This window comes from Bacillus cereus group sp. RP43 (assembly GCF_040459645.1).
GTDB classification, from domain to species: Bacteria; Bacillota; Bacilli; order Bacillales; family Bacillaceae_G; genus Bacillus_A; species Bacillus_A mycoides_C.
On sequence record NZ_JARVHQ010000001.1, the window covers coordinates 3712881 to 3725454 of the forward strand.

Here is a 12574-nt window from a genome sequence, read left to right on the forward strand (position 1 = left end):
ATTTATGTTTTTAAAAGCAAAAAGAAGAGTTTCCAAAAAGGAAACTCTTCTTCCCTGTTAATATGTAAGGATTATTTAACCGCATCTTTTAACGCTTTACCAGGTTTGAATGCAGGTACTTTACTTGCAGCGATTTCAATCTCCTCACCTGTTTGTGGGTTACGACCTTTACGAGCCGCACGCTCACGAACTTCGAAGTTACCGAATCCGATTAGTTGTACTTTATCACCTTGTTTTAAAGCTTCTAAGATAGAATCAAAAACAGCGTCCACTGCTTTTGTTGCGTCCTTTTTAGAAAGGGAACTTGCTTCTGCAACAGCATTGATTAAATCTGTCTTGTTCATGCCATTCACCTCCTCCCAAAGATAAGACTGTATAATGATCATAAAATGAGTCTTACTTTCATTTGTAGGCAATTTTTACAAATTCTATACTACAAAGATGTAGATAAATCATTATCAACGCCTATATTATACGATTCTCCTTTATAATTCAATATTTTTAAGGAAATTGTTACTCTTAAAATGTGAATTTCTGATGAAACTTGACAATTTACAACAAAATATTAGATAATGGCTGTTTATTTTTCTATTACGAACTCAAAAAGAAAAAAATCCCTCTGCAATTAGAGGGATTTTTTTCTTATAATATAATCGCAATTAATCCGCCAGATCCTTCATTAATAATTCTTTCTAGCGTTTCTTTTAATTTATAACGAGCGTTTTCTGGCATTAGAGATAACTTCGCTTGAATTCCTTCTCTAACAATAGAGCTAAGAGAGCGTCCAAATATATCAGAATTCCAAATTGATAGCGGGTCATCTTCAAAATCTTGCATCAAATAACGAACTAGTTCTTCACTTTGTTTTTCAGTACCGATAATCGGTTCAAATGTTGATTCTACATCCACTTTAATCATATGAATAGACGGCGCAACCGCTTTTAATTTAACACCGAACCTTGAACCGTGACGAATAATTTCCGGTTCATCTAAGCTCATATCAGCTAACGCAGGCGCTGCTACTCCATATCCGGTTTGTTTTACCATCCGCAGGGCATCCGCCACTTGGTCATACTCTGTTTTCGCATGAGATAAATCGAGCATAAGCTTCAATAAATGATCTTTCCCTCGAATCTCTACTCCTACTACTTCTTTTAAAATTTGATCATATAATTCATCTGGCGCATATAAATCAATCTCGGCCACACCTTGCCCCATATCAATGCCAGCTAGACTTGCTCGATCAATAAATTCATATTGACTAAACTGCCAAACGACACGGTCCACATCACGAAGACGTTTTATATCCTTTACAGTCTCTTGAACCGCTTCCTGATAACTTTGGCGTAACCAATGTCCTTCATTTAGCACCATTACCCAGCTCGGAAGGTTTACATTCACTTCTAAAACCGGGAACTCGAATAACGCTTCTCGAAGTACGTTATACACATCTGTTTCTCTTAAACTCTCTACACTCATCGCAATTACTGGGATATCATATTCTTCTGATAAACTTTGACGTAACTGCTCCGTATCTGGATGATATGGCTGTACAGTATTGATAATCATAATGAAAGGCTTTCCTACTTCTTTCAACTCATTTACAACGCGTTCTTCTGCCTCTATATAATCTCTTCTTGGAATTTCACCAATTGTTCCATCTGTTGTAATAACGACACCTATTGTTGAATGCTCTTGAATTACTTTACGTGTTCCGATTTCTGCAGCTTCATGGAATGGAATAGGCTCTTCATACCAAGGAGTATTAATCATGCGCGGACCATTCTCATCTTCATAGCCTTTTGCTCCTGGAACCGTATATCCAACACAATCTACTAATCGAATATTCACTTCAAGACCTTCATCTACTTCGATAGAAACCGCTTGGTTTGGAACAAACTTCGGTTCCGTCGTCATTATTGTACGACCAGCAGCACTTTGAGGCAGTTCATCCTGCGCTCTTTGACGGTCTGACTCATTTTCAATATTGGGAATAACAACAAGTTCCATAAATTTTTTAATAAATGTTGATTTCCCTGTTCGAACAGCTCCTACAACTCCAAAATAAATATCACCGCCTGTGCGTTCCGCAATATCTTTAAAAATATCTACCTTTTCCAAGTGATTCCCTCCCTCAATATTTTTGGGAATAATTCCACGTCTATAGTCAACTAATACCTTCTCTAACGTTGTCTATAATATCTGATATAATATAATGGTATTCTAGAAGTTCGGACAATATATCATATAATTTTGTCCAATTTCATATGACTATTTAAAAATACCTTTTGTTTGCATCGCAAGTTGTATAACATAAAAAACCTTTCTTCTAGAACTTATTCACTAAAAGAAAGGTTCATGACTTATGATTTTAAAAAAATTGGTTCTCCATTTTTTACTGTGTATGGCAAAGAATATGCAGGAACAAACGGTGAATCCTTCGATAGTATACTCCGAATATCTTCACCTTCTTTAAATTGTCCTTCATTTTTTTTCAACGATTCATATAAGTCGATTCTATAATCAACAAACAATTCTCCTTTTTCATTGATTACAAGAGGGAGACCTTTTCCTGAGTACGGACTTGTCACTTGTGGTACATCTTTATATCCTAGTTTTTTGAAGTCTAATTCATAAACACCATCTGCAATCACTTTTTTAAAAGGTGGATATTGATATTCATCACGATACATCCTTAGCTTCAATGCCACTTCTTGAATTTGTTCCGCCATTCTCACATCAATTAACTTTACTGTCGGATTTTTTTCAACATCTATTAATACATATTGATATACCCCACCACTTTCATACGCATTCCCTGGCGCCTCTTGTATGTACCTTGGGGCAATTTTTTGAAAATCAATTGGATACTTCTGATAAATCGGCGTACTCATATCACGCGTCTTAATTGGTAATAAACCATCTGTTTGCTCCTTATATGTATTAATGGCTTTTTGTACAACTTGCAACTGGTCTTCATAAGGAATAGCACTTTGTTTCATATTTTCTCTTGGATACATACACCCTGTTAAAATGCTCATGCAACAAAATATTAAAATAATATGGATTTTTTTCACTGACAATCACCTTTTCATGCTAGTATGGACTGTTCCTTTTTGTAACATTTACCGACTACACATCCTTTATTGCTCAATAGGGCCACTAAATACAACAAGGAAAATAACAATTCCCGATACAATCATGAGGGTGTACGCTACTAAAGCTGTAATCCCTTTCAAAAATTTATTCTTCATTTTATGCCTACTTAATAAAATAAAACTTACTGCAAGAAACATAAATCCAATTGCTCCTAAAGCAAACCACATTTTTATAAGCCCTTCCGACATATATACACCCCTTTACTTTTAATCTATTTTTATACTATTTTAACAAATTAAAATCTTTAAACAAATAAAAATCATCATTTTGCCGTGAATTGATGATTTTTATTTAAAATAATAAAACCGAAGCGCGTAATAATGCGCTTCGGTTGACCAAATATGCCCTTAACAGCTCTATTCCCATTCTTTCATGACTATCATATGCATTCTCTAAACTCTTTGTTTCTCATAAATTATTTTTTAAACATTTTACTTAACGAACCAAAATCCGCCGGCATATTATTGTTAATAATCGCTTTTACAATTTGATCCTCTTGCTCTTTTGGCACTTCGCGTCCTGCCATTAGAGCAACTTGATGAATCAATTGACGCAGCACTTTCTCATCACGTAAATTCGCATTTTGTACAGATGATGCTAATTTAAAAATATCTTCTTTATTCACTTTTGCTTCCTTTTCAATGTTACTAAAAATGTTGTTATCCATTCTTTTCACCCTCTCCTCAAGTTACTCTTCATCCTATGCAAAAGTGAAAAATTGGTGAAAAGACCCATAAAAAATAAAAAAGCGGTAGAAGTACGAAATGTACTTCTACCGCTTTTTTTATAACAAATCAGGTATCGCTTCAACTTCATGTTTTCGAACACGTCCCATCAATGAGCCTACTGTATCTTTTACATTTTTCTCATTGAACAATACGTCATATAAAGCCGCTGTAATCGGCATTTCAACTTCCATTTTCTCTGCCAACTCATGAGCAGCTTTCGTTGTTCGTACACCTTCAACAACCATACCCATACTTTCTAACACTTCTTCTAAAGAGTGTCCTTTTCCAAGCATATTTCCTGCACGCCAATTTCGACTATGCACACTTGTACAAGTTACAATTAAGTCCCCCATACCAGTTAGACCAGCAAATGTCAGTGGATTTCCGCCCATCTTTCTTCCTAAACGAGCAATTTCCGTTAAACCACGTGTCATTAATGCGGCTTTCGCATTATCACCTAATCCAAGTCCGTCAGTTATTCCCGCAGCTAGTGCAATAATATTTTTTAAAGCACCACCTAGTTCAACTCCAACGATATCTGGGTTTGTATATACACGGAAATAGCTATTCATAAACAGATCCTGTACTTCCTCAGCCGCTTCCATACGTTTAGCTGCAGACGTAACAGTCGTCGCTTGGCGCAAACCTACTTCTTCAGCATGACTCGGTCCAGACAGTACAACAACATCTTTAATTAGGTTCTCTGGAATTTCTTCCTCAATCACTTCCGAAATACGTTTTGACGTACCTGGTTCGATTCCTTTACTTGCATGAATCCAAGTAACTGGTTCTGTAACAATTTCTTTCATCTCTTGTAATACATCTCGGTACGCTTTCGTCGGTACTACTAGCAGTACTGTATTTACATCTACTAATGCTTCTTCTAAAGAAGAGTAGGCTACGATTGTGCTTGGCAATGTAATTCCTGGAAGATATCGACTATTCTCATGTTTCGTATTAATCTCATCCATAAGTTCAGAACGATTTCCCCAAATACGTACATCATGCCCATTGTCAGCTAATACCATCGCTAACGCTGTTCCCCAGCTACCTGCTCCTATTACTGTGATTTTTGTCATAAAATCACATCCTCTCCATTAGTCTCTTGCTCTAGCGATAATGTGAATCGGCGTTCCTACAAAACCGAACGCTTCACGTAAACGGTTCTTTAAGAAGCGCTCATATGAAAAGTGCATTAATTCTGTATCGTTTACAAATATAACAAATGTTGGTGGTTTTACCGCAACCTGTGTCGCATAGAAGATTTTCAGACGGCTACCATTATGAGTCGGCGTTGGATTCATCGCGACCGCATCCATAATTACATCATTTAATACGTTCGTTTGTACGCGGATGCTATGGCTTTCATTTACTTCATTAATAACTGGTAATAATGTTTGTGTACGTTTTTTCGTTTTCGCAGATAAGAATACAATCGGCGCATACTCTAAAAATTGGAAATGAGCGCGAATGTTTTCTTCAAATGCTTTCATTGTTTTTTCATCTTTTTTCACTGCATCCCATTTGTTTACGACGATAATAACAGCACGTCCTGAATCATGAGCATATCCAGCGATTTTTTTATCCTGTTCAATAATTCCTTCTTCTCCGTCTAAAACGACTAAAACAACGTCAGAACGTTCAATCGCTCTAAGTGCACGAAGTACACTATATTTTTCTGTGCTTTCGTATACTTTCCCTTTTTTACGCATACCAGCTGTATCGATGATTACATAATCTTGATCATCTTTACTATATGGTGTATCGACAGCATCACGCGTCGTTCCCGCTATATTACTTACAATTACACGTTCTTGACCAAGAAGTGCATTTACAAGTGATGATTTCCCTACGTTTGGACGTCCAATTAAAGAGAAACGGATTGTTTCATCGTCATACGCTTCTTCTTCAATCTTTGGAAAATGATTTGCAGCTTCATCTAACAAATCACCAAGTCCTAAACCGTGTGTACCTGAAATCGGGAATGGCTCGCCAAATCCTAATGCATAAAAATCATAAATATCACTACGCATTTCTGGATTATCAACCTTATTTACCGCAAGTACAATTGGTTTTTTAGAACGGTATAAAATTTTAGCAACTTCTTCATCTGCTGCAGTTACACCATCGCGACCATTCGTCATAAAAATGATAACATCTGCTTCATCAATCGCTACTTCCGCTTGTTGACGAATTTGTGTCAAAAATGGCTCGTCTCCAATATCAATTCCACCTGTATCAATAATGTTAAATTCATGGTTTAACCATTCTCCCGCACTATAAATACGGTCTCGCGTTATACCTGGTATATCTTCTACGATTGAAACTCTTTCTCCAACAATTCTATTGAAAATAGTAGATTTCCCTACGTTCGGGCGGCCTACTATCGCTATTACTGGTTTCGGCATATACTTTCATCCTTTCAACTTGCTTCTGTTTATTATGTAAAAAACCCTTCTTTGTGCAAGAAGGGATTTGCATTCCAGAATATTTCTCAACGTATCAAAACACCTCACATTATACCACACGTTACTAATGTTTCACAATAATATATACATTATCTTGTAAGCGATGTGCAATACCATCTAAAATAGCCTCTAAATTATTTGCAACAAATTCTAGTTCCTCTGTCGACTCGCAAAGAAATAAAGGGGCACCACCTGCAAATTTCTCTGGCGTTGTTGTAATGACTGCGAGAATAACACTTTCTAACATCATCTCTTATCTCCCCTTCCTTTCGGAGCTTCTGATGACATATGAACAGCACTCTCTAATGTTGGTACATTCCCGATTACCCCTATCGCTTTTTCTGCATCTTGATCTTGCGGCAGAACAAAAACCCCAACTCTCCCATCCTCTAAATCACGCTTCGCTAACGGTACAAGTGCCGGCGTTCCAGAATCTCTATATATTCCTAAAGCAACCGAAACATCATGTAAAATAGCTTGACGTTGTCCTAAGTTTGAGATTGTAACCATCGCATCTATCGATTTCGGTTTCAAAATAAATCCCATTCCATATTTCATAATTTCTTCTTGCCTTGCTGGCAATCCAATATTCATAATGTAAATATTATCAATATAAAGTCCGGCTCCTTCAAAACGAAGTGGAACGTGCTCAATTTCTACAAGGTCATGAAGTCTTTTACCTGACATTAATTTTTTCGCAATGGAAAAACTTACTATACCAGTAATTACCCCAGCAATCCATGAATGGAATCCTATATACGCAAACGTTGTTACAAACGACGTTAACATCGCCAAGTAGTTACGACTTTCAAATACTAATGCAATCCCTTCAATGTATGTATTACCACGTGGTACGAGCTCATAACCATCTAATTGTTGAAGTGTATTTCTTTCCATATTGCGCACATCACGAAATTGCGTCGCTGCTAACGTAAGAAATGTAATTGCAGAGAAATCTTTTTTCAAAACAGACGGAATCGCAATTGCTCCTAAGGCAGCCGCAATTAATCCCATCGCGATATGAATAATTTTCCCGTGAAGCCTCGTCGGATATTGCCTCGTATCGGTACGAAGCATTAACACCCTAGTTATTGTACCTGCAATTACGCCACATAAAATAGCTGGTGTATATTCAGTCATGTATTACCCTCGCCTTTCTTTTACGTGTTTTCCTCTTAAATTGTTCCATGTATACTGATGCCTTTGTAATCCAAAGTAAAATCGCCATAAATAAAGTGGAAACAGCAGCAACATCTAAAAAAGCTAAACTGCCATATTCATAAGGAAAATGTAATTTACGAAAAATAAGCGTCACCAACAATTCCCCTTGTAACATCCCTATATATAAAGAGCATAATCGTAATATGCGATCCCCGTGCAATAAAACCGATGCATACACAAGCGCACCACTTAACAGCAACAACCTATCAACCACAATCCAAATTGGATCATATACTTCTAACAAATGAAAGCTTGTATATAACATTGCAATGATAAGTGCCGAAAGTAAGGTATATAATTTTTTCCAAATAGAATATAACGTGATGCATACAAAAGAAATAATACAAAGAAAAAGGGCATTTACCGATATCGTGAAAGAAGCAATCGTCACATTTAACGGAGAACAAATAATAAAAATTAATATACAAGCACTTATCTTCCAACGAATAGATTCCTTTTTCATAAAAAAGGTCACGACAATCCAGCCTATCCAAGCAACAAAATAAAAAGTACTCCCATCCATCACTTCACCTCCTATGTTTTCCATTATGGGAACTTTTTATGAAAGTTAATCCTCCTTTTCTTTGTGCATAGTTTTTCCCATAACAGCAAAACTTTTAATAAGGAGGTGTAACTCACAATGGGTAAAGATCGCCAAGAACGAAAGCTAAGAGAATCACGCCGCGTTGAATCTGATCGCGACCAATCACTTCAATATCCCGGTGCAACAAGTCTTGATACACCGGAGCAAGCTCGAAAGCAGAATCAGCATTAAATAAAGTAAAACTTCAGTGAAGGGGATCCATCCCCACTGATTATTAGCCCACACCAATCGGGCTTTTATGGGCAATACAAAAAGACGGTTTCGATATTGTACGAAACCGTCTTTTTACACAATTATTTTATTTCTACTCGTAATATAATTCTTTTGTTTTCACATTATAAACCCTATCACTTGATGAGGCATCAATCGTAACTATACCTGTTGTTTTTTTAGAACATGTAATAACATAATACGTATGAAGAGAAGGATTTTTAACGCTTTACCTCTATACGTACATAATCCGTCTCTCTATTTCATTTAACTTTCGCTCAACCTCTTTTTTCACGCCTACAATATCTTCTTTTTCTTCTGTAATTTCCCTACTCACAATGGTATTTCCTTGATCAGAAAGTAATACTACTTCAGCATTACTTAAGTTCACTTCATTTGATATATTAAAATAATAATTTACATATGAATCTTCCGATGGATTTTTATCTTCTCCTAATTCCCTTGGCAAAATTAGTGCTTCCATTCCACTTCCTGCATTCACCATTGGATTCCTATACAATTTATTCCCGACTGCGATCGTAATATTCGCCGTTTTAATTGTTGATTGTACTGTTGTTGAACTAGAATCCCCTTCTCTTACATTTGAAGTTAATGAAGTTTCAACCTTTTTATTATATCCAGAAACCACTGTATCTTCTCTTATATTTCGTGCATGAATATTAACATCTTCACTATTATATGTAATGGGTCCTATCGTATTTTTATTATTTGAGGATACATTATCTCCTTTTTTATTAACATCCTCATCCCCTAAATTATCGTAAATTTTTTCTTGTTTCTTTTGACTCTTAAATAACAATCTCTTATCTTGTTTTATCGCTAACCAGCTATATCGAAAAGTTTGCACACGTTCTGCTTACGAAAATAAAACGCAAAGAAATCAACCGGACGGTTGATTTTTTTATCGCCTACTATAATGTGCAGTGTCAATCCCTCGCTGTGCTAACCAATGATACGTTTCGCCTTTTACAATAAGAGGTACAGATTGTAACTCTTCTATCGTCTTCACGCCAAGAGCTGTCATAATAAATTTTAAATCTGTATGTAAAAGATCGATTTCATCCACTAACTTCTCAACACCATCTTGCATTAAAATACGTAAAAAGTATCCAGCAAACGCAGTTGTATTCGCCCCTAATGCGATTGCCTTCGCCACGTCAAGTGCTGTTTGTATACCCCCAGATGCAATAAAAGAGAGGTTATTATTTGTAGAGGTTGCTTCAATAATCGAGGTAGCTGTTTGTATGCCCCAGTTATTAAAATAAGAAAGCATTCGCTGTCTTCTTTCATTTTCAACAGCAGCAAAATTTGTACCACCTTGTCCGCCAATATCAATTGCTGTTATACCTATACTCGCTAACTGTTGTACTGTTTCCTTACTCATTCCAAATCCCACTTCTTTTACAATGACTGGAACTTTACTGTTTAAAACAATTTGTTCAATTCGCCGAAGTACACCAGTAAAATCACGGTCTCCTTCTGGCATCGTTAACTCCTGTATGACATTTAAATGAATTTGCAGTGCATTCGCTTCAATCATATCAACGGCACGCTCTGCCTGTTCGACAGTTGCCTCACTCCCCAAATTAGCAAAGAAAATACCATTTGGATTTACCTTTCTGACGATCTTATAAGAAGCCGCCTCGCTTTCATTTTTTAAAGCTGCCATTTGGGATCCTACAGCCATAGCAAGGTTATGATGTTTCGCTACATATGCTAATTGCTCATTAATATGTAATGTTTGCTCTCCTCCACCACCAGTCATCGCATTGATAAAAATCGGCGAACTTAGTGAAAGTTCGCCGATTTTTGTTTCACATGTTACAGTGTCATAACTTGAATTTGGCAAGCTTTGATGCACAAAATCAATATCATAAAAGCCATGCGTACGAGACTGACCAGTAGAAAGAGCATATTCAATATGATCTAATTTACGTTTTGCCCTTACCACTTGTACCCCTCTTTATTTCTTTAATTTTTTCAGTTGTTCACCAATAATATCACTTAACTGGAAAGTAGCAGAATCAGCATTTGGCTCATATTGGCTATAATCTTCTGTTACATTATTTTCTTCAAGCGTTTCTTTTATGCTTAAAGAAATACGTTTTTCTGCTACATGTACTTCAAGTACTTTCACTTTTACTTCTTGTCCCATTTCCAGTACTTCATTTGGATTTTTCACGTGACGATTTGCAATTTGAGATACATGCACAAGCCCTTCAACACCAGGTAAAATTTCAACAAATGCACCGAATGTAACAAGGCGTTTTACTACTCCCTCACGAATATCTCCAGCCTTTATTTCGCCAGCAACATTTTCCCAAGGTCCCGGCTGAGCTGCTTTAATTGATAAAGAAATACGTTGCGTATCAGCATCAACAGATAACACTTTTACCTTTACCTTTTGACCTTGCTCTAATACTTCAGAAGGTTGCTCTACACGTTCGTATGAAATTTGTGAAATGTGAACTAAACCGTCCACACCACCAACGTTAACGAAAGCACCAAAATCCGTTAATCGTTGTACTGTTCCTGCAACAATATCCCCTTCTTTTAACGAAGAGATTGCTTCTTTTTTCTTAGAATCTAGTTCTAGTTCTACTACCGCTTTATGTGAAAGAATAACACGATTTTTTTCACGGTCTAATTCAACAATTTTCACCGCTAATGTTTTTCCTTTATAGTCAGCAAAGTCTTCTACATAATGTACCTCTACAAGTGAAGCTGGGATAAAACCACGAACACCAAGGTCCACAACTAACCCACCATTCACGATATCTTTTACAGTAACATCAAATACATGACCAGAATTAAATTTTTCTTGTAATTCTACCCACGCTTTTTCTGCGTCAACAGCTCTCTTAGATAAAACAAGATCGTCATCTTCTAATTTAATAATTTTCAATTCAAGTGTTTGATCTAATTCTACAACATCGCTTGCTTTTTCAATATGAACGTTAGCTAATTCACTAATCGGAATTACGCCATCTGTTTTGTATCCAACATTTACAAGCACTTGTTTCTCTTCAACTTTCGTTACAGAACCTGTAACAACGTCACCAACTTGTAATTCTTTTGAATTCATAACTTCTTCATTCATTTTCTCTACCATGGAAATACCTCCCTACAGAATTGACAAAGCATTTTTATGTATATACGAAATGAAAACAAATGTTTTCATTTGCATGTTTAAGAATTTATCCTCACATATTCTGTTTCAATACAGTTCACAAGAAACAATATTAAACCTATATAAATAGTATACAGCAAAATCATCTTGAAGAAAGTATGATTTGAAATATAATAGCGAATATATTCTGACAGTTTTTTTCCTCTGTAACTAACTTCTTATAAATTAGCCCATTTGTCAAGAAAAGAGACTTATAATTCACTTATCCTTTACATTTCAAAAAAAAAAAAAAAGAGGATAGTCCTCTTTCTTTATTTCGCAAATACTCCTGAAACAATACCCATAATTTTTTGGACAACTTCTTCAATTGATAAAGAAGTTGTATCTAATTCCAATGCATCATCAGCTTTTTTCAAAGGAGAAACTTCGCGTTCTGAATCTAATTTATCACGTCTAGCAATTTCTTCTTTTAACTGCTCTAAATTAGAATCGAAACCTTTATTCATATTTTCTAAATGTCTTCTTTCCGCTCTTTCTTCTACAGAAGCAAGCATAAAGATTTTCACTTCAGCATCTGGTAGTACATGTGTACCAATATCACGACCATCCATTACTACGCCGCCTTTTTTAGCTAATCCTTGTTGACGACGTACCATTTCTTCACGAACAAGACGATGCTTTGCTACAATAGATACGCGATTCGTCACATCTGGCGTACGAATCACTTCAGAAACATCTTGTCCATTTAAAAATACAAGTTGTGTATTTTCCCCTTGCTGAAATTCAATATTCACATTTTTTACAACTTCCATTAACTTTTCTTCATTTTCAATATCCACTTTTTGTTCAAGGGCTGCATATGTAATAGTACGGTACATTGCGCCTGTATCAATGTAAACATATGAAAGTTTTTTTGCAACAACTTTTGCAACTGTACTTTTCCCAGCAGCCGCTGGACCATCTATAGCAATCGAAATTCGTTTATCCATTGTAACACCTCATTTTTCACTTATAAAACAAAACGAAAAGCAGG

At 36.1% G+C, this 12574-nt stretch carries 14 protein-coding genes and 1 pseudogene; 1 reads left to right on the forward strand and 14 read right to left on the reverse strand.

Annotated elements, in window-relative coordinates; all coding sequences use genetic code 11:
• Positions 1–71: 71 nt before the first annotated feature.
• From QCI75_RS19320 to QCI75_RS19365, 10 genes are all read right to left on the reverse strand, one after another.
• Entirely contained in the window at positions 72–344 is a 273-nt protein-coding gene (locus QCI75_RS19320) for an HU family DNA-binding protein (protein ID WP_001043860.1), read from the reverse strand.
• A gap of 298 nt (positions 345–642) precedes the next feature.
• On the reverse strand, positions 643–2121 hold the full coding sequence (gene spoIVA, locus QCI75_RS19325; protein ID WP_000416521.1) for a stage IV sporulation protein A: 1479 nt from the start codon (positions 2119–2121) through the stop codon (positions 643–645).
• Positions 2122–2363: 242 nt separating this feature from the next.
• Complete coding sequence (locus tag QCI75_RS19330) at positions 2364–3077, reverse strand: hypothetical protein (protein ID WP_353761031.1); 714 nt, start codon at positions 3075–3077, stop codon at positions 2364–2366.
• Positions 3078–3143: 66 nt separating this feature from the next.
• Positions 3144–3347, reverse strand: a complete 204-nt coding sequence (locus QCI75_RS19335) for a DUF2768 domain-containing protein (RefSeq protein ID WP_098776772.1) — start codon at positions 3345–3347, stop codon at positions 3144–3146.
• A 227-nt stretch (positions 3348–3574) separates the two neighbouring features.
• Complete coding sequence (locus QCI75_RS19340; protein WP_002158593.1) at positions 3575–3826, reverse strand: stage VI sporulation protein F; 252 nt, start codon at positions 3824–3826, stop codon at positions 3575–3577.
• Positions 3827–3943: 117 nt separating this feature from the next.
• On the reverse strand, positions 3944–4966 hold the full coding sequence (locus QCI75_RS19345; RefSeq protein WP_144505283.1) for an NAD(P)H-dependent glycerol-3-phosphate dehydrogenase: 1023 nt from the start codon (positions 4964–4966) through the stop codon (positions 3944–3946).
• Between the two features lie 18 nt (positions 4967–4984).
• Positions 4985–6295 carry a ribosome biogenesis GTPase Der gene (der, locus tag QCI75_RS19350; protein ID WP_098776770.1) on the reverse strand — a complete coding sequence of 437 codons (1311 nt, stop codon included), beginning with the start codon at positions 6293–6295 and terminating at the stop codon, positions 4985–4987.
• A gap of 124 nt (positions 6296–6419) precedes the next feature.
• Complete coding sequence (locus QCI75_RS19355) at positions 6420–6605, reverse strand: capping complex subunit for YIEGIA (RefSeq protein ID WP_353761032.1); 186 nt, start codon at positions 6603–6605, stop codon at positions 6420–6422.
• The gene (locus QCI75_RS19360; RefSeq protein ID WP_144505281.1) at positions 6602–7495 is read right to left on the reverse strand and encodes a YIEGIA family protein; all 894 of its coding nucleotides are present in this window, start codon (positions 7493–7495) and stop codon (positions 6602–6604) included. The genes QCI75_RS19355 and QCI75_RS19360 overlap by 4 nt, the downstream gene beginning before the upstream one ends.
• A complete protein-coding gene (locus QCI75_RS19365; protein WP_098776768.1) occupies positions 7488–8099 on the reverse strand; it encodes a YphA family membrane protein in 612 nt (203 codons plus the stop codon). The genes QCI75_RS19360 and QCI75_RS19365 overlap by 8 nt, the downstream gene beginning before the upstream one ends.
• Before the next feature lie 117 nt (positions 8100–8216).
• Between QCI75_RS19365 and QCI75_RS19370 the strand changes: the two genes are divergently transcribed.
• Positions 8217–8351: a YpzI family protein gene (locus QCI75_RS19370; RefSeq protein ID WP_000513901.1), complete on the forward strand. Its 135-nt coding sequence runs from the start codon at positions 8217–8219 to the stop codon at positions 8349–8351.
• A 133-nt stretch (positions 8352–8484) separates the two neighbouring features.
• On the opposite strand, the pseudogene QCI75_RS19375 reads toward QCI75_RS19370, so the two are convergent.
• From QCI75_RS19375 to cmk, 4 genes and pseudogenes are all read right to left on the reverse strand, one after another.
• Positions 8485–9210, reverse strand: a pseudogene (locus QCI75_RS19375) (hypothetical protein).
• Positions 9211–9312: 102 nt separating this feature from the next.
• Entirely contained in the window at positions 9313–10362 is a 1050-nt protein-coding gene (fni, locus tag QCI75_RS19380; RefSeq protein ID WP_353761033.1) for a type 2 isopentenyl-diphosphate Delta-isomerase, read from the reverse strand.
• A gap of 12 nt (positions 10363–10374) precedes the next feature.
• Positions 10375–11523, reverse strand: a complete 1149-nt coding sequence (gene rpsA, locus QCI75_RS19385; protein WP_144505277.1) for a 30S ribosomal protein S1 — start codon at positions 11521–11523, stop codon at positions 10375–10377.
• A 329-nt stretch (positions 11524–11852) separates the two neighbouring features.
• The gene (gene cmk / locus QCI75_RS19390; RefSeq protein WP_002086629.1) at positions 11853–12530 is read right to left on the reverse strand and encodes a (d)CMP kinase; all 678 of its coding nucleotides are present in this window, start codon (positions 12528–12530) and stop codon (positions 11853–11855) included.
• Between the last annotated feature and the right edge of the window lie 44 nt (positions 12531–12574).

Bases quoted from the DNA above. Each gene is read 5' to 3' on its own strand.
- QCI75_RS19320 (WP_001043860.1), bottom strand. From the start codon at position 344: ATGAACAAGACAGATTTAATCAATGCTGTTGCAGAAGCAAGTTCCCTT.
- QCI75_RS19335 (WP_098776772.1), bottom strand. From the start codon at position 3,347: ATGTCGGAAGGGCTTATAAAAATGTGGTTTGCTTTAGGAGCAATTGGA.
- QCI75_RS19340 (WP_002158593.1), bottom strand. From the start codon at position 3,826: ATGGATAACAACATTTTTAGTAACATTGAAAAGGAAGCAAAAGTGAAT.
- QCI75_RS19345 (WP_144505283.1), bottom strand. From the start codon at position 4,966: ATGACAAAAATCACAGTAATAGGAGCAGGTAGCTGGGGAACAGCGTTA.
- der (WP_098776770.1), bottom strand. From the start codon at position 6,295: ATGCCGAAACCAGTAATAGCGATAGTAGGCCGCCCGAACGTAGGGAAA.
- QCI75_RS19355 (WP_353761032.1), bottom strand. From the start codon at position 6,605: ATGATGTTAGAAAGTGTTATTCTCGCAGTCATTACAACAACGCCAGAG.
- QCI75_RS19360 (WP_144505281.1), bottom strand. From the start codon at position 7,495: ATGACTGAATATACACCAGCTATTTTATGTGGCGTAATTGCAGGTACA.
- QCI75_RS19365 (WP_098776768.1), bottom strand. From the start codon at position 8,099: ATGGATGGGAGTACTTTTTATTTTGTTGCTTGGATAGGCTGGATTGTC.
- QCI75_RS19370 (WP_000513901.1), top strand. From the start codon at position 8,217: ATGGGTAAAGATCGCCAAGAACGAAAGCTAAGAGAATCACGCCGCGTT.
- rpsA (WP_144505277.1), bottom strand. From the start codon at position 11,523: ATGGTAGAGAAAATGAATGAAGAAGTTATGAATTCAAAAGAATTACAA.
- cmk (WP_002086629.1), bottom strand. From the start codon at position 12,530: ATGGATAAACGAATTTCGATTGCTATAGATGGTCCAGCGGCTGCTGGG.